16 protein-coding genes are annotated in these 16,298 nt (G+C 57.6%); 2 read left to right on the forward strand and 14 right to left on the reverse strand.

All coding sequences use genetic code 11. The features are described from left to right. Positions 1-3 precede the first annotated feature (3 nt). The 8 genes from tsaE to chvI form a co-directional block, all read right to left on the reverse strand. On the reverse strand, positions 4-1,518 hold the full coding sequence (gene tsaE, locus N7578_RS22480; protein ID WP_311112427.1) for a tRNA (adenosine(37)-N6)-threonylcarbamoyltransferase complex ATPase subunit type 1 TsaE: 1,515 nt from the start codon (positions 1,516-1,518) through the stop codon (positions 4-6). Further along, complete coding sequence (locus N7578_RS22485) at positions 1,515-4,016, reverse strand: ATP-binding protein (RefSeq protein WP_422646740.1); 2,502 nt, start codon at positions 4,014-4,016, stop codon at positions 1,515-1,517. The genes tsaE and N7578_RS22485 overlap by 4 nt, the downstream gene beginning before the upstream one ends. A 288-nt stretch (positions 4,017-4,304) precedes the next feature. Further along, positions 4,305-5,705, reverse strand: a complete 1,401-nt coding sequence (gene ahcY / locus N7578_RS22490) for an adenosylhomocysteinase (RefSeq protein WP_311112429.1) — start codon at positions 5,703-5,705, stop codon at positions 4,305-4,307. A 132-nt stretch (positions 5,706-5,837) separates the two neighbouring features. Then, positions 5,838-6,113: an HPr family phosphocarrier protein gene (locus tag N7578_RS22495; protein WP_311112430.1), complete on the reverse strand. Its 276-nt coding sequence runs from the start codon at positions 6,111-6,113 to the stop codon at positions 5,838-5,840. A gap of 11 nt (positions 6,114-6,124) precedes the next feature. Next, positions 6,125-6,526: a PTS sugar transporter subunit IIA gene (locus N7578_RS22500; protein WP_311112431.1), complete on the reverse strand. Its 402-nt coding sequence runs from the start codon at positions 6,524-6,526 to the stop codon at positions 6,125-6,127. Positions 6,527-6,651: 125 nt separating this feature from the next. Next, entirely contained in the window at positions 6,652-7,116 is a 465-nt protein-coding gene (locus N7578_RS22505) for an HPr kinase/phosphorylase (protein WP_311112432.1), read from the reverse strand. After that, positions 7,106-8,896: a two-component system sensor histidine kinase ChvG gene (chvG, locus tag N7578_RS22510; protein ID WP_311112433.1), complete on the reverse strand. Its 1,791-nt coding sequence runs from the start codon at positions 8,894-8,896 to the stop codon at positions 7,106-7,108. Before chvG ends, N7578_RS22505 begins: the two co-directional genes overlap by 11 nt. Before the next feature lie 52 nt (positions 8,897-8,948). Beyond that, positions 8,949-9,674, reverse strand: a complete 726-nt coding sequence (gene chvI, locus N7578_RS22515) for a two-component system response regulator ChvI (protein WP_311112589.1) — start codon at positions 9,672-9,674, stop codon at positions 8,949-8,951. Positions 9,675-10,012: 338 nt separating this feature from the next. Here chvI and N7578_RS22520 point away from each other — a divergent pair, with 338 nt between their 5' ends. Together N7578_RS22520 and arfB are read left to right on the forward strand one after the other, a co-directional pair. Further along, entirely contained in the window at positions 10,013-11,623 is a 1,611-nt protein-coding gene (locus tag N7578_RS22520) for a phosphoenolpyruvate carboxykinase (protein WP_311112434.1), read from the forward strand. Between the two features lie 113 nt (positions 11,624-11,736). Beyond that, complete coding sequence (arfB, locus tag N7578_RS22525; RefSeq protein WP_311112435.1) at positions 11,737-12,171, forward strand: alternative ribosome rescue aminoacyl-tRNA hydrolase ArfB; 435 nt, start codon at positions 11,737-11,739, stop codon at positions 12,169-12,171. A gap of 118 nt (positions 12,172-12,289) precedes the next feature. Here the strand turns inward: arfB and coaA are convergent, their stop codons facing one another. From coaA to N7578_RS22555, 6 genes are read right to left on the reverse strand one after another with little or no spacing between them, the layout of a single operon-like run. Then, positions 12,290-13,282: a type I pantothenate kinase gene (coaA, locus tag N7578_RS22530; protein WP_311112590.1), complete on the reverse strand. Its 993-nt coding sequence runs from the start codon at positions 13,280-13,282 to the stop codon at positions 12,290-12,292. A gap of 5 nt (positions 13,283-13,287) precedes the next feature. After that, the gene (locus tag N7578_RS22535; RefSeq protein ID WP_311112436.1) at positions 13,288-13,611 is read right to left on the reverse strand and encodes a phosphoribosyl-ATP diphosphatase; all 324 of its coding nucleotides are present in this window, start codon (positions 13,609-13,611) and stop codon (positions 13,288-13,290) included. Positions 13,612-13,625: 14 nt separating this feature from the next. Further along, complete coding sequence (hisF, locus tag N7578_RS22540) at positions 13,626-14,402, reverse strand: imidazole glycerol phosphate synthase subunit HisF (RefSeq protein WP_311112437.1); 777 nt, start codon at positions 14,400-14,402, stop codon at positions 13,626-13,628. Beyond that, a complete protein-coding gene (hisA, locus tag N7578_RS22545; RefSeq protein ID WP_311112438.1) occupies positions 14,399-15,133 on the reverse strand; it encodes a 1-(5-phosphoribosyl)-5-[(5-phosphoribosylamino)methylideneamino]imidazole-4-carboxamide isomerase in 735 nt (244 codons plus the stop codon). Before hisA ends, hisF begins: the two co-directional genes overlap by 4 nt. Position 15,134: 1 nt before the next feature. Then, positions 15,135-15,785, reverse strand: a complete 651-nt coding sequence (gene hisH / locus N7578_RS22550; protein WP_311112439.1) for an imidazole glycerol phosphate synthase subunit HisH — start codon at positions 15,783-15,785, stop codon at positions 15,135-15,137. Between the two features lies 1 nt (position 15,786). Further along, entirely contained in the window at positions 15,787-16,278 is a 492-nt protein-coding gene (locus N7578_RS22555; protein ID WP_311112440.1) for a DUF2628 domain-containing protein, read from the reverse strand. Between the last annotated feature and the right edge of the window lie 20 nt (positions 16,279-16,298).

Consider the following 16,298-nt stretch of genomic DNA (forward strand, 5'->3'; position numbering starts at 1 on the left):
TTGCTATGAATTGAGGTCTACGCCAGCGCCTGAAAGCCAGCCGCGCAACGGCGCAAGATCGGGATGCGCCAACGCGGAGCGAAGATAGGCGAGGGTGCGAGGCATGTGTTTCATGTAACCCGGCTTGCCGTCTCGCTTCATCAGCCGCACCCATATGCCCACCAGCTTGCAGTTTCGCTGCGCGCTCATGATCGCGAAGGCTTTGAGGAATGCCGCTTCGTCAAAGACAGGATTCCTGCGGCGAATGTCGAGATAATGCTGCATCAGACGCGCTTGAAGGTCGGGTGAAATCGTCACCCGCGCATCCTGAACGATGGAGGCCAGATCATAGGCACTGGGCCCGATCATCGCGTCCTGAAAATCGATGAGGCCGACCTGACCGATTCCGGATTTATCGTTTTGCCAAAGGATGTTGGGCGAATGAAAATCGCGCAGCAGCAGGCCGGTTTCCGTACCGGAAAGCGCTTCGATCAACTGATCCCAGACAGCGAAATACGCCTGTTTTTCGCTTTCATCGATCTTATCGACGCCGCGAATATGTGGCAGATACCATTCCACCAGCAACGAGGTTTCGATTTTCATCGCATCCGGGTCAAAGGGCGGCACGTTATAACTCGTGCCATCGGTAAGCGCGATGGAACCAGGGGCGGGGGCTTCATGCAGGGCAGCGAGACACGCAACGCTTTGCAGATAGCGCTCCTCGATGGGGATGCCTTCATCATCCAGCACGCCATCGCGACCTATATCTTCGAGCAGTAGAATCCCGCTTTGGAAATCCTTGGCGACGATATCAGGTGCCGAAAAGCCGTTTGACGTCAGATAATGGCTGATCGCCACATAGGGCTTTACGTCGCGCGCAAGGTGCACGATCTCGGCATAGGTCTTGCCATCCTGAAGGATCGGCCCGCGGGGCGGCGGTTGCCAGTCCATCAGCACATATTGCGTGCTCCTGTCGCGTACCAGCTCATAGGTGCGGTAGGAGGCATCGCCGCTGAAATAGCGCCGCGAAGCGCCTTTTTTGCCGTTGGCTTCAAGGAAACTCCGGATCGCGAGGACGCGCTCCAGCCGTGCGTGCTGTTTGGGCGGCGCTTCGATGGTCGCAAGCCGACCATTGCCCTCATGCGTCAGACAAAGAGTAATCGTATTATCCTTCGGCAAATCGCGGGCGGCGATTTCCGGCCATTCTATCAGGCAGACGCCATCCGACAGCATCTCGTCGATGCCAAGCTCATCCAGCTCGGAGACATCCGAAAGGCGGTAGAGATCGAGATGCGCAACAGGAAAACGAAGCGCATAGGACTGGACGATTGTGAAGGTAGGGCTGGGAACTTCCAGCATCTCGTCGTCGGCAATGGCGCGGATGAGCGCACGGGCCAATGTCGATTTCCCCGCTCCCAGATCGCCAACCAGTGCGATGCAGTCGCCAGGCCTGACGGTCAAAGCCAGCTCCTCGCCAAGCCGGATCGTCTCGGCTTCATCGGCGAGAAAAATGGAAAGGGGCGGAATCGTACCGGTCATTCTGCAGCGATGGAATGCGGATTGACGTCGGAAGGAATGCGGCAGGTTACGACGGTGCCGCTGCCGGGGCGGCTGTCGATATTCACCGTTCCATGATGAAGGCTGACGAAGCTTTCAACGATCGAAAGACCAAGGCCTGCGCCGGTCTTGCGTCCGCCGTTGCCATGGGTCGAGAAACGATCGAAAACCGTCTCGAGCATGTCTTCGGGAATGCCAGGACCATTGTCGGCCACGGAGAATACGAAATCGCCTTCGCTGCGCTGGCAGCTGAGCTGCACATAGCCGCCGTCCGGAGAAAAATTGATTGCGTTGGTCAGAAGCTTGATCAGGATCTGTTTCAGGCGCTGATGGTCGGCAACCAGTGTCCCAAGGTGCGCGGGAGCAACGATTTCAAGCGATACGCCGCTTTCCTGCAGGCGGTCGTTGATCTGCGTGGAAACATCGTCGAGCAACTCGTTCAGATCGTTGTCCGAATAGTTGAGCTGCATGATGCCTGCGTCGACAGTCGCGAGATCGAGAATATCATTGACGATGGTCAATAGGACGGACGACGATGTGGAGATGTGGTCGAGATATTCTGCCTGCCGGTCCGTCAGATCGCCAATCCCCGGCGTTTTGAGGAGATCGGTGAAACCGATGATGTTGGTCAGCGGGGATCGCAGTTCGTAGGAGACATGCTGCACGAAGTCGTTCTTCAGCTCGTCGGCCTTGAGAAGTGCGTCGTTCTTTTCCTTCAGCGCCCGTTCGGCGCGTACGCTGTCCGTCATGTTGACGAAGGTCAGCATAGTCTGCGCATCCGGAAGCGGAATGATCGCGTAATCGAGGACAAGACCGGAAAGCAGTTCCAGCGTGCCCTGCTTGGATGGTCGCTCGTCATCGAAGCTTGTGATGAAGCGGCTGAAGTCACGCCAGCCATCGGGCTTGTCGTAAGATTGTTCACACGCCGTTTCGATGCCGCGAATATGTGTGCCTGTTTCGGCCTGATCGGCGGTAATGCCCCACAGAGCCCGGAATGCCGGGTTGGAAAGACGTATACGGCCATCGGCGCCGAACACGGCAACGCCCTCGGCGAGGTGATCGATGGTTTCGCCCTGAACCTTCACCAGCGTGTTGTAACGGGTCTGGAGGTCAACCTGCTCGGTCAGGTTTTCGAATACCCACGTCGCACCGCCTTGCGGGTGCGCCGTTGCGATGACCCTCAGCGTCTGGCCGTTCGGCAGATGCCAGAGGTCCGTCTTGGTGTCGAGTGAACGGTAAACGGAAAGCGCCGTTTCTTTCCAGTTCTTCCAGTTCAGCTGTTCCGGCAGCTTGCCCGCGCTGCGCAGGCGGTCGAGAAGCTGTGAATTATCAGGGTTGCTTTCGAGGAAAACGAGATCGAAGCCCCATAGGCTGACGAACGCCTGGTTGTAAAACTGCAGCCGCTGTCGACCATCGAAAATGGCAACGGGTGTCGCCAGATGATCCAGTGTTTCGGCGTGACTTTTCAGGACGCGTTTCAGTTCTTCGCGCAGGTTTTCCGCTTCGGTTGCCTCGATTGCGATACCAGCCGAACCGCCCGCCGTCTTGACGTCGACGACATCGAAGAATGTGCGATTACCCGAAACGACGGTCGAAATGCGGTCGTGATAGGGAGAGTCAGGCGTCGCCGCTGCTCGTATCTTCTGTCGTGTCACGGTGTTCAGCAATTCGCGCTTTTCGGAAATGGCGAGTGCCGCGTCCCGCGCATCGACGGACTGCGCATAGGCGTGGTTGACCCAGATCAGTTCACCGTCGCCGTTGCGGCGCCAGACCGGCTGCTCCAGTGAATCGAGAAGTTCCTGGAATGTCGAGATCGAGGAAATCAGGCGTTCGCGCTCGACCTGCAGTTCCGCGAGTTCGGCCCGCAGATTGTTGAGGGCAACGAACCGTGCAAAAGCGTTGCCGCCGGAAACGCGGCCCTGAACTTCGATCACTTCGCCGCGCTGCGTTTCGACCGTCAGATCGAAGCTTTGTGCATGGCTGCGAAGCTTCTCGATGGATTTTTCGAGTGCACTGGCAGACGAGGGTTTCAGCCAGCGTCCGAAGGCCAGAAAGTCGTGATCAGCCTGCGGTGCTCCGGTCTCAATGGGCAGCTGTCCCAGGAACTCGGGGCGCTGGTCGGCGCCGTCCCAGATGACGATACGGCGGCTCTTGTCGGAAACAAGCGCCTCGTATTTCGTGATCTTGTGATGGGATTCGGCAAGTGCCCGGCGGTATTCGCTGCTTTCCGCTTCGATGTTGCCGCGCTGGCGAACCAGCCATACGATCGAAAACAGCGTTGCTGACAGAATGCCTACAAACAGCGAGTAGGTGATCGTTTCTCCAGAGGAAAACAGCCGGGCACCCGTCGCAGCCTGTGCGCCGTCCTGTGCCATGGCGAGCGTCGTGGAGCCGCCAAGAAAAGTTCCGGCCAGCAAGGCCGAAATTCTTGAAAACCCGGACCGAAAGGCCCCGAATGTGCGCTGGCATTTTCCCAGCATTGTTGCGCGCGGCAATACGCCTTCAGGCGCGCCATCAACGCATTGAACCATCCGTTTGCACGGAACCGAATTGTGTACCGACATCCCCGGTCTGTCTCCGTCCTGTGTGCCGCATCTTCGACAAGACATCCCATTTCGCAGCGCCGCCCGGCGCACACGAATCAAGTCCTTAGACAATACCGTCTTCACAAATGGGCGGAAAGGGAGGGCGCAAAAAAGATGCCGTGCGCTTTGTCAAGCGCACGGCATCTACATGTTGTGCAATTTCCGTGGATATTAACTATAAAATTAATATCTGTAGTGTTCAGCCTTGAAAGGGCCGGTCTTGGAGACGCCGATATAATCTGCCTGGACGTCAGAAAGTTCGGTCAGGCGAACGCCGAGCTTCTCAAGATGGAGGCGCGCAACCTTCTCATCTAGGTGCTTCGGCAGAACGTAAACCTCGTTCTTGTATTCGCCCTGCTTGGTGAACAGCTCGATCTGGCCAAGAACCTGATTGGTGAACGACGCCGACATCACGAAGGACGGGTGGCCCGTGGCGTTGCCTAGGTTCAGCAGGCGGCCTTCGGAGAGCAGGATGATGCGGTTGCCCTTCGGGAACTCGATCATGTCGACCTGCGGCTTGATATTCGTCCACTTCAGGTTACGCAGCGATGCGACCTGAATTTCGTTGTCGAAGTGGCCGATGTTACCAACGATGGCCATGTCCTTCATCTCGCGCATGTGCTCGATGCGGATGACGTCCTTGTTGCCGGTGGTGGTGATGAAGATATCGGCGGAGGACACGACGTCTTCCAGGCGCACCACTTCAAAACCGTCCATGGCAGCCTGAAGCGCGCAGATCGGGTCGATTTCGGTGACCTTGACGCGTGCGCCTGCACCCTGAAGCGAGGCAGCCGAACCCTTGCCGACGTCGCCGTAACCGCAGACAACGGCAACCTTGCCGGCCATCATCACGTCGGTCGCGCGACGGATGCCGTCGACGAGCGATTCCTTGCAGCCGTACTTGTTGTCGAACTTCGACTTCGTGACGCTGTCGTTGACGTTGATCGCCGGGAAGGGAAGAAGGCCCTTCTTGCTGAGATCATAGAGGCGGTGAACGCCCGTGGTGGTTTCTTCCGTCACACCCTTGAGCGCATCGCGCTGCTTGGTGAACCAGCCGGGAGAAGCCTTGAGGCGCTTCTTGATCTGCGCGACGAGAATTTCCTCTTCTTCCGAGCCCGGGTTGGAAAGAACGTCCTCGCCAGCTTCGGCGCGTGCGCCCAGCAGGATGTACATGGTGGCATCGCCGCCATCGTCGAGGATCATGTTGGAGAGGCCGCCGTCAGCCCACTGGAAGATCTTGTCGGTATATTCCCAGTATTCGGTCAGGCTCTCACCCTTGACGGCGAAAACCGGAATGCCGGCTTCGGCGATCGCGGCAGCCGCATGATCCTGCGTCGAGAAGATGTTGCACGAAGCCCAACGGATATCGGCGCCGAGTTCCTTCAGCGTTTCGATCAGAACGCCGGTCTGAATCGTCATGTGGAGAGAGCCGGAAATACGTGCGCCCTTCAGCGGCTTGCTCTCGCCAAATTCCTTTCGGCAGGACATCAGGCCTGGCATTTCGGTTTCGGCAATGTCCAGTTCCTTGCGGCCAAAGCCAGCAAGGTTGATGTCGGCGACGATATAGTCCTTCTCAACGCTCATGCGGTTCTCCAGATCAAAAAATGCCGGGCTGATGGGCGCGGCCTTGAAAACGTAGCAGCGGGTTTAGCAGGCTACAGCCGATCTGGCAATAATGATATAAAGAAGTCTTTATGTCTTTATATGGCGGAGAAATCAGGCTTCTTCGCCAAACCTGTCGGCAACAAGCGCTTCCAGCGCGGCCAGAGCTTCCTCAGCCTGGTTTCCGCTCGCCTCCACATATACGCTGCATCCGGGACTTGCCGCCAGCATCATCAGGCCCATGATCGACGTACCGCCGACGGTCATTCCATCTTTCGAGACGGTGATGGTCGCATCGAAACCCTCGACCATCTGCACGAACTTCGCCGAGGCCCGGGCGTGGAGGCCACGTTTGTTAACAATCAGCAGTTCCCGGGAGTTTGACGACATGCTTGATCTTCTTATTTGCCGCTCAGGACGCGGCTCGCAACGTTGATATATTTTCGCCCGGCGTCGGAGGCTTCCTGAAGAGCCTTGTCCATGTTGTCTTCGCTTCGGACGCCTGCAAGCTTGATGAGCATGGGCAGATTGACGCCCGCAATCACTTCGACATTTCCGCTATCCATCACGGAGATAGCCAGATTGGAGGGGGTGCCGCCGAACATGTCGGTCAGGATGATGACGCCATTTCCATCGTTGGCGCGCGCCACGGCATCGATAATATCCTGCCGGCGCTGATCCATGTCGTCTTCGGGACCGATACAGACCGTCTCGATCAATTTCTGAGGACCGACGACATGCTCGACTGCATGACGAAATTCCTCAGCCAGCTTGCCATGGGTGACAAGCACTAGTCCGATCATGAAATGCTCCCTTGCACACGCACTCTCATTGCCGACTATCGCAACGCGGCAATCCTGTCCATCTGTGGGCGTTTATCTTGATGAGGAAAATGCGAAGCGCAAGCCTAAAATCGCCCGAATCGTCTTCACCGAACGTTGGTCTTGAAAAGATTCTGAGCAAGCGCAGCAAACTTTCCATAGGGTGTCAGGCTGGATAACGGGATCCGCAGCAGCGGCAATTGCCCGCCGCAGGGCAGGGCCAGAGCCTCGTTTTCGTCAGGAAGCCTAGGGCTTTCCGCGGAAAGAACGGTGGTCACGGCAAAATGCAGGGCGGCACGCGAAACACTTTTGATCGAAATGATCCCGCTGCCGCGAAGTTCGAGCAGACCGGCAATCGTTTCCGGCCGCTCGGCCATGATCGTTTCACCGTCGCGATACACGAAAATCTGATCGTCCGCGATCAACGCGGCAAATAGGCCGCACCGCTCAGCCTCTGTCAGGAAACTGAAAGCCAGTTCGCTTTTGCCGCTTCCGGACGGGCCGGTGAAGACGATGCCGGTTTCACCGACAACGATCGCCGTTGCATGCAGGTTGAAACGCTCAGCGCTCATGCGTTTCGGCCGCCGGGAGCGACAGGGTGAAGCGCGCACCGGAAATGACACCATATTTGTCGACAACGTTTTCCGCCTTCAGGCTGCCGCCATGTGCTTCGGCGATCTGTCGGCTGATCGAAAGTCCGAGGCCGGAATTCTGGCCGAAACCTTCGCTTGCCGGGCGGTCCGTATAAAAACGTTCGAAAATCCGGTCGATGTCCTCGGCCTGGATGCCGGGTCCATTGTCTTCGACCTGAACGAGGCATCGATCCTTATGACGGGCAAGACGCACGGTAATGCGCCCGCTGTCTTCCGTAACGAAGGAGCGCGCATTTTCGATGAGGTTGGTGACGATCTGGCCGATGCGAAGGTCGTGTCCATTGACGACAAAAGATGGTTTCGTCCCTGGCTTCCGGTCGACCACATAGTCGATCGCGACGCTCTTTTTCTTCGTGCCGATCTGGAGCGAGATATCCACCAAGCCTTTCAGCAACACATCAAGGTCCAGCGGTGAGGCATCGGCGCGCGCGAGTTCGGCATCCAGGCGCGACGCATCGGAAATGTCGCTGATCAGGCGGTCGAGACGGCGCACATCGTGGAAGATGATTTCGGTCAGCCGCTGTTTCGATTCCTCCGTTTTCGCGCGTGGCAGTGTTTCCACAGCACTGCGCAGCGAGGTCAGCGGGTTCTTGAGTTCGTGGCTGACATCGGCTGCAAAGCTTTCGATGGCGTCGATGCGGTCGTAAAGCGCCGTCGTCATTTCCCGTAGCGCGATGGAAAGGTTACCGATCTCGTCCTGACGTGCGGAAAAATCTGGAATCTCTTCACGCGTTCTCGCCCCCCGGCGAACGCGAATTGCCGCAGCCGCAAGCCGCCGTAGCGGGGTTGCGATGGTGGAGGACAACAACAGCGAAAGCACGATATTGACGAGCGTGGCGATACCGAACACGCGCATGATGGCAAGGCGCTCCGCATGGACGATCTTGTCGATATCGCCTGCCTGCGTGGAGAGAAGCAGAACACCGAGCACGGCGCGGAAACGCTGAACGGGCACGGCGACCGAGACGATCAACTCACCCTTTTCGGTAACACGCACCACTGCGCCGCGAACGCCGGTCAGGGCATTCATCACCTCAGGATAAATCGAGCCGTCACCGCCAGGCGCTTCCTTGTATTGCGGCAGGCTGCCAGGTTGCAGCATGCGATTGAAAAGGCTTGCGAACCACTCGCCCCATGTCTGGGTTTCCGGCGTGACCGGTGGCAGATCGAACCGCAATACCTGTCCGCGCGAGTAGAGGTGGCGCGAATCGAGCAGCAGGTTGGCGTCTGCGTCGAATAGCCGGGCGCGGGTGCGCGTCGGCGAAATCAGGCGCCGTAACACCGGCGCAACGCGTTCCGGATTGATCGGGAAACTCAGATCCTCGTCATTCGGGGCAGGAGTGATGCTCTGCCCCGCCTGAAGTTCGAGCAGCTTTTCCGGATTGATGGTGATCGAGTTGGTATCGACGGAGGCGGATGCCGAGATTGCCCCGGCGATGATTTCGCCCTGTGTCAGCAGGCTTTCGACGCGCGCATCGATCAGTCCTTCGCGGAACTGGTTGAGGTACAGGATACCGCCCACAAGAACCACGGTCGCCGCGACGTTGAAGAAAAGGATGCGGCGCGTCAGACTGGAGAACACCGCATTGCCGAAAATGCGCCGGATAATCGTCAGCGGATGGATGCGGTGCCGTCGTTCGCTGCCGCGATCCTCGGCATCGTCGTCTTCCGTGACGGTTTCCGGCGATTTGTTCAACACGCAATTTTCCTCTCAACCACGGATTAGGTGGCTGATATTTTCTGGCTTTTCCTCAAGCCGCTTCGCGGAAGCGATAGCCTACGCCGTACAGCGTTTCAATCATGTCGAAGTCGCCATCGACTAGCTTGAACTTCTTGCGCAGACGCTTGATGTGGCTGTCGATGGTCCGATCGTCGACGTAGACCTGCTCATCATAGGCAGCATCCATCAGCGCATCGCGGCTTTTCACGACACCCGGACGCTGTGCGAGCGAGTGCAGGATGAGGAACTCCGTCACGGTCAACGTAACCGGCTCACCCTTCCAGGTGCAGGTGTGGCGCTCCTGGTCCATGGCAAGCTGACCGCGTTCCAGTGTGCGGGCCTGCTGGTCCGGTGTCGGCTTGAGCGCGGTGCCGGTTGCGGCCGACGCCTCGCGGCTGCTGGCGCGACGCAGGATGGCCTTGACGCGTTCGACCAGAAGACGCTGCGAGAAAGGCTTGGTGATGAAGTCGTCCGCACCCATTTTAAGGCCGAACAGTTCATCGATCTCTTCATCCTTCGAGGTGAGGAAGATAACCGGAAGATCCGATTTCTGCCGAAGCCTGCGCAACAGCTCCATACCGTCCATGCGCGGCATTTTGATATCAAAGATGGCGAGCTGCGGCGGGCGCGCGATCAATCCGTCCAGCGCGGAAGCACCGTCCGTATACGTTTCGACCCTGTAGCCTTCGGCTTCAAGTGCGATCGATACCGAAGTCAGAATATTCCGGTCGTCGTCCACAAGCGCGATTGTCTGCATGTAGTTGGTCTCCATCGTCATTCTATCGTAACTCCCGACATTCACCCAGCCAAGGTTGTGCGCCGTGAGCTCCTCTCATGAGTATAAAGGTGGAACAAATTGTGGCAAAGCAAAAACGCCACGAACGATCTCGCCTGCAGCGAGGAAATTTCCAGAAATGCATTCCGGTGGATTTTCATGCGAATTAAACCGATTTAAAAAGAAATAAAATCTTTTAAATCGATTAATATATTGAAATTGCTATATTATTTTAAATGGCGCTCTTGCGTTTCCAAAAGGTGCCGCGTATTTTCAGGGAAATTTAAACGGCCTTGCCTTCACCAACTAAGGAACGCGTCATGAACGAGATTGGGGTTCATAATCCTGCCAACGGAGTGTCGGAGCTCGGACTGGGGAACGTTTCTCAGGTCTTTTATAACCTCAATGAAAGCGAACTTTACGAACAGGCGATCCGTAACGGCGAAGCTGAACTGACGATTGACGGTGCGCTTCGCGCCGTGACAGGCCAGCATACCGGCCGTTCCCCAAAGGACAAGTTCGTCGTACGTGATGCCTCTACGGAAGACAAAATCTGGTGGGACAACAACAAGCCGCTGTCGCCGGAGCATTTCGCGATCCTGCACAAGGACATGCTGGCTCATGCTGCCGGAAAAACGCTCTACGTTCAGGATCTGATCGGTGGTGCGGATGAGGAGAATGCCCTTCCGACTCGCGTCGTGACAGAGCTTGCTTGGCATTCTTTGTTCATTCGCAACCTGCTGATCCGTCCGGCAAAGGAAAAGCTTGCATCGTTCAGCCAGAAGCTGACGATCATCAACCTGCCGAGCTTCAAGGCTGATCCGGCCCGTCACGGCGTCCGTTCGGAAACCGTCATTGCATGCGACCTGACGAACGGCCTCGTGCTGATTGGCGGCACCTCTTACGCCGGCGAGAACAAGAAGTCGGTCTTCACGGTTCTGAACTACCTGCTGCCCGCCAAGGGCGTCATGCCCATGCACTGCTCGGCAAACGTGGGTCCTGCGGGTGATTCCGCCGTATTCTTCGGCCTCTCCGGAACTGGTAAAACCACGCTGTCGGCAGATCCGTCGCGCACCCTGATCGGTGACGACGAGCACGGCTGGGGCGAGCATGGCATCTTCAACTTCGAAGGTGGCTGCTACGCCAAGGCAATCAAGCTCTCGGCTGAAGCCGAACCGGAAATCTACGCAGCGACGCGTCGCTTCGGCACCGTCCTCGAAAACGTCGTTCTCGATGAAAACCGGGTACCGGATTTCAATGACAATTCGCTGACGGAAAACACGCGCAGCGCCTACCCGCTGCACTTCATTCCGAATGCGTCGGAAACCGGTATTGCCGGTCACCCGAAGACGATCATCATGCTGACGGCGGATGCCTTCGGTGTTTTGCCGCCGATTGCCCGTCTCACGCCGGAACAGGCCATGTACCACTTCCTGTCGGGTTACACCGCCAAGGTTGCCGGTACGGAAAAGGGCGTGACGGAACCGGAAGCAACCTTCTCCACCTGCTTCGGCGCACCGTTCATGCCGCGTCATCCGACCGAGTATGGCAACCTTCTGCGTGAGCTTATCGGCAAGCATGGTGTGGATTGCTGGCTGGTCAACACCGGCTGGACCGGTGGCGCTTACGGCATCGGCAAACGCATGCCGATCAAGGCCACGCGCGCCCTGTTGACGGCTGCCCTGACGGGTGAGCTGAAGAACGCCCAGTTCCGCACCGATGCGAATTTCGGTTTCGCGGTGCCCACGTCGCTTGAAGGCGTCGACAATGCCATCCTCGACCCGCGTTCGACATGGGCCGACGGTGCCGCCTACGATGCGCAGGCGAAGAAGTTGGTGTCGATGTTCGTCACGAACTTCACAAAGTTCGAGGATCATGTCGACAGCACCGTGCGCGATGCAGCGCCGGGCCTTCTGATTGCTGCTGAATAGTAATCCCGTATTCATGGGAGAGGAGGGAGCCCGGCCTCGTGCCGGGTTCTTCCGTTTTGGGCCACTGTTTTCATTTTAGAGGATTTGTGGCATGACCGGCGCGGAGAAAAATCATGGCCAGCGCCCCGCTTTATATCAATAACAGAATAACGATTGCCGGCTGGGAGCTGACGGAGCAATTCGTGCTGGCCGGAGGGCCGGGCGGCCAGAACGTCAACAAGGTTTCGACGGCGGTTCAGCTTTTCTTCGATATTGCCGGCTCTCCCTCGCTTTCAGATCGGGTCAAAGCCAATGCAATCAGGATTTCCGGACGGCGCGTTTCGAAAGAAGGCGTGCTGATGCTGGAAGCCAGCCGGTTCCGCAGCCAGGAACGGAACCGTGAAGACGCTCGTGAACGGTTGAAAGAGCTTATTCTTGAGGCCGCAGCGCCGCCGCCACCGGTGCGCAGGGCGACCAAACCGACCAAAGGTTCGGTCGAGCGTCGTCTGAAAGCGAAATCCGGCCGCTCGGACGTGAAGAAGATGCGCGGCAAGCCCTCTGGCGATTAGAGCGCCGTACATTCTTTCGAACGCACAAAGAACGCTCTAACTATTTGAATCTACACATCTTGCTTTCCAAAAATCGGAAGCGATTTTTGGGCCGATGCGCTAGGCGACATTGCTCATATCAAAGCTTGCGCAGCGCCACTGTCTCTATCCAGTGGTTCTTGCCTTTGCTAAGAATAAGGTCGGCGCGTGGTCGTGTCGGTAGGATGTTCTGGCGGAGGTTTTTCAGGTTGATGTTCTGCCAAAGACCTTCCGCGATGCTCAGCGCCGCCTCTTCGCTGATCGAGGCATAACGGTTGAAGAACGAGTTTGGATCGCGGAATGCGGTTTTGCGAAGATTCATGAACCGGTTCACATACCAGTTGTGAATGAGATCTTCATCCGCATCGATATAGATCGAGAAGTCGAAGAAGTCGGAAACGATCGGCACGATCCGCCCGCCCGCTGGTAAATCCCGCGATTGCAGCACGTTGATCCCTTCAAAGATCAGAATATCCGGCCGATCAATGATCGTGAACTCGTTCGGTAGCACGTCGTAGGTCAGGTGCGAATAGCGCGGCGCCTTGACGTTGGGCTGACCCGCCTTGATCGCAGACAGGAAACGCAACAGCGCCCCGATATCGTAGCTTTCCGGAAAACCCTTGCGCTCCATCAGGTTGTCGCGTCGCAGAACCTCGTTCGGATAAAGAAATCCATCCGTGGTGATGAGGTCAACCTTGGGGCTGGACGGCCAGCGTGCGAGAAGCTCTTTCAGGATACGCGCTGTCGTCGACTTGCCCACGGCAACCGATCCGGCAATACCGATCACGAAAGGCGTCTTGTTGACGTCCGCCATGTTCAGAAAGCGGTTGCGCTGTTCGAACAGAAGCTGCGATGCTTCAACATGTGATGACAGCAGGCGGGAAAGCGAAAGATAGATACGCCGCACTTCGTCCAGATCAATGGGATCGTCCAGCGAACGCAGTCGCTTTACCTCATCACCGGAAAGAGTAAGCGGTGTGTCGGCACGGAATTTGGCCCATTCTTCCGAACTGAAGAAGTGGTATGGTGAATATTCGTCTGCACGAAAATGATCAAGTGTCCCTGGCATGCCTCTCTCCCCGCTGCGTGCCATGGTGATCATGATTTCGGCCTCGATGCTTTTTCCTCGAGGCCGGTTTGTCCCGTCCGACGCTCAAGCTCCGCAAAAACATCGTTCAGGGGAATATCGGCGATCTTGAGAACCACCAGCAGGTGGAAAAGCAGATCGGCGGCCTCGTTTTTCAGGCCGTCGTGGTCTTTTGCAATGGCGGCGATCACCGTCTCGACGGCTTCTTCGCCAAGTTTTTTCGCTGCTCGTTCCTGCCCTGCGGCCACGAGCTTTGCGGTCCAGGATTCATCGGGGGACGCTGCGGCACGCGTTGCGACGATGCGTTCCAGATCTGAAAGGGAAAATGCGTTCATGGTGTATCCTGCTGTCAGTCGAGACGCATGGCGATGCCGTGATCGGCCATGTAGGCTTTGGCTTCACCGATGGAATAGGTGCCGAAGTGGAAGATCGACGCTGCAAGCACTGCGGTTGCGTGACCGTCGCGCACGCCGGCGACCAGATCGTCCAGTGTTCCAACGCCGCCGGAAGCGATGACGGGTACGCGAACCTGATCGGCGATGGTACGTGTCAGCGCGATATCGTAACCGCTCTTTGTGCCGTCGCGATCCATGGACGTGATAAGCAATTCACCAGCGCCGCGCTCGACCATTTTGATGGCGAACTCGACGGCATCGATGCCAGTGGATTGTCGTCCGCCATGCGTGAATATTTCCCAGCGATCCGCTTCACCGCGGCCCGAGACTTTCTTGGCGTCGATGGAGACGACGATGCACTGGTTCCCGAACTTGTCGGCGGCCTGCGCCACGAAATCCGGGTCTTTAACGGCTGCGGAATTGATCGAAACCTTGTCAGCACCGCACAGCAGAAGCTTGCGAATATCGGCTACACTGCGAACGCCGCCGCCGACCGTCACCGGCATGAAGCAATGATCGGCCGTTCGCGACACCACATCGAAAATCGTGTCGCGGTTGTCGGACGACGCCGTGATGTCGAGAAAGCAGAGTTCATCCGCCCCTGCCGCGTCATAGGCTTTCGCGGCCTCGACGGGATCGCCTGCGTCGATCAGATCGACAAAGTTGACGCCTTTGACGACGCGACCGTCTTTAACGTCCAGGCAGGGGATGATACGGGACTTGAGTGTCATGCGCGTGCCCCCTTGATCAATGCCAGTGCCTCTGCCGGGTCGATACGTCCGTCATAGAGCGCACGGCCTGAAATCGCACCTTCGAGCTTTGCCGCATCCGGCTCCAGCATCCGTTTGATGTCATCGATGGAGGCAAGACCACCCGAAGCAATGACCGGAATGGAAACGGCACCGGCAAGTTCGAGCGTCGAAGCCCAGTTGATGCCGGCAAGAATGCCGTCGCGGTCGATATCCGTGTAGATGATCGCGGCCACACCAGCGCCTTCGAAACGCTTGGCAAGTTCGATCACGCCAAGCTCGGACGCTTCCGCCCAGCCCTCGACGGCGACCTTGCCGCCCTTGGCGTCGATGCCGACGGCGACTTGACCCGGAAAGCGCTTGCAGGCTTCGATCACCAGAACCGGATCACGCACTGCGACGGTGCCGAGAATGACGCGGGCAAGCCCGCGCGATAGCCATGCTTCGATATGGTCGAGCGTGCGGATGCCGCCCCCGAGCTGAACCGGATTTTTCGTGGCTTTGAGAATGGCATCGACGGCCGCGCCATTGACACTCTCACCGGCAAACGCGCCGTTCAGGTCGACGACATGCAGCCACTCGAAGCCCTGATCCTCGAAGGCTTTGGCCTGTGCGGCAGGATCGGTGTTGTAGACGGTCGCCTGTTCCATATCGCCGAGTTTTAGGCGAACGCACTGGCCATCTTTAAGGTCGATTGCGGGAAAAAGGATCATGTCAGGGCTTCCAGCGCAGGAAATTCGAAATGAGGGCGAGGCCGAGCGTCTGGCTCTTTTCCGGATGGAACTGCGCCCCCGCCATGTTGTCACGACCGACAAATGCCGTCATCGCACCGCCGTAGCTCGTGGTGGCGATGACATCCGCGGAATGTTTCGCAGCCAGATGGTAGGAATGCACGAAATAGGCGTGCAAGCCGTCGGAGCCGGTCCTGATCCCGTCGAACAGGGGATGCGCATGGCGGATTTCCAGCGTATTCCAGCCGATCTGTGGAATTTTGAGGTTCGGATCGGACGGGGTCATTTCCACCACGTCGCCTTCGATCCAGCCGAGGCCCTTGCTCACGGTCTTTTCCAGCCCGCGGGAGGACATCAGCTGCATGCCCACACAGATGCCGAGGAACGGATGCGCCTTGTGCTCGACGGCCTCGACAAGAGCCTCATGCATGCCGGAGACAGCATCAAGACCGGCCCGGCAATCGGCATAGGCACCAACGCCTGGCAGCACGATGCGGTCTGCGGAGGCGACGTGATCCGGTTTGTCGGTCAGGTCGATGGTTGCATTGATGCCGGCTTCGCGGGCGGCGCGCTCGAAAGCTTTTGTGGCAGAGCGCAGGTTGCCTGAACCGTAGTCGATGATCGCGACACGCATGTCAGCGCCTTCCATTTAGATCGAATAGAAACGATCCTGATGGATCGTTGATGAAGCTGTTCCCAGAGGTTTTCTCCGGATGTGGAGTCCACTCTGGCATGGGGATCGCCACGTCTCTTATGTCTGTGGAGCGTTCTGAGAAATATAGGTCTTCGGCCGTTGAAAGATCAGGGGCGGTGACGATGGATTTCATCTGCCAACCCTTTTTCACAAGCTGGCGGATAAGGAAATTCCGTCCCTCCAGAGCCGTGATAAGGGATATGGCGATGCCGACGATAAAACCTGCGGGTTCGAATCCGGCCAATGTCGAGATTTGTCCGGCCAGAAGCAGAACGGCAAATGCGGCTGTTGCCGCAAGCCACAGCCGATTGACGGCCAGCCACAGCCATGGCGCGACAAGCGCCAGCCAGACAAAACGGTCTGCAATGAAGCGGGTCGTTCTGTGGTCTGTGTCCGGCCCGCCGGGGGCTTCGAGAACCAGATAGCTCGTCATGGGCTTCCTGACAGCGCTTG

The sequence above is a fragment of the Agrobacterium tumefaciens genome, assembly GCF_031801495.1.
Taxonomy (GTDB): domain Bacteria; phylum Pseudomonadota; class Alphaproteobacteria; order Rhizobiales; family Rhizobiaceae; genus Agrobacterium; species Agrobacterium tumefaciens_K.

Coding starts and splice junctions, on each gene's coding strand:
- tsaE (WP_311112427.1), bottom strand. CDS start 1,518: ATGACCGGTACGATTCCGCCCCTTTCCATTTTTCTCGCCGATGAAGCC.
- coaA (WP_311112590.1), bottom strand. CDS start 13,282: ATGGCACGCAGCGGGGAGAGAGGCATGCCAGGGACACTTGATCATTTT.
- N7578_RS22485 (WP_422646740.1), bottom strand. CDS start 4,016: ATGCTGGGAAAATGCCAGCGCACATTCGGGGCCTTTCGGTCCGGGTTT.
- chvI (WP_311112589.1), bottom strand. CDS start 9,674: ATGCAGACAATCGCGCTTGTGGACGACGACCGGAATATTCTGACTTCG.
- hisA (WP_311112438.1), bottom strand. CDS start 15,133: ATGATCCTTTTTCCCGCAATCGACCTTAAAGATGGCCAGTGCGTTCGC.
- N7578_RS22500 (WP_311112431.1), bottom strand. CDS start 6,526: ATGATCGGACTAGTGCTTGTCACCCATGGCAAGCTGGCTGAGGAATTT.
- arfB (WP_311112435.1), top strand. CDS start 11,737: ATGGCCAGCGCCCCGCTTTATATCAATAACAGAATAACGATTGCCGGC.
- ahcY (WP_311112429.1), bottom strand. CDS start 5,705: ATGAGCGTTGAGAAGGACTATATCGTCGCCGACATCAACCTTGCTGGC.
- N7578_RS22535 (WP_311112436.1), bottom strand. CDS start 13,611: ATGAACGCATTTTCCCTTTCAGATCTGGAACGCATCGTCGCAACGCGT.
- N7578_RS22555 (WP_311112440.1), bottom strand. CDS start 16,278: ATGACGAGCTATCTGGTTCTCGAAGCCCCCGGCGGGCCGGACACAGAC.
- N7578_RS22520 (WP_311112434.1), top strand. CDS start 10,013: ATGAACGAGATTGGGGTTCATAATCCTGCCAACGGAGTGTCGGAGCTC.
- N7578_RS22505 (WP_311112432.1), bottom strand. CDS start 7,116: ATGAGCGCTGAGCGTTTCAACCTGCATGCAACGGCGATCGTTGTCGGT.
- hisH (WP_311112439.1), bottom strand. CDS start 15,785: ATGCGTGTCGCGATCATCGACTACGGTTCAGGCAACCTGCGCTCTGCC.
- N7578_RS22495 (WP_311112430.1), bottom strand. CDS start 6,113: ATGTCGTCAAACTCCCGGGAACTGCTGATTGTTAACAAACGTGGCCTC.
- hisF (WP_311112437.1), bottom strand. CDS start 14,402: ATGACACTCAAGTCCCGTATCATCCCCTGCCTGGACGTTAAAGACGGT.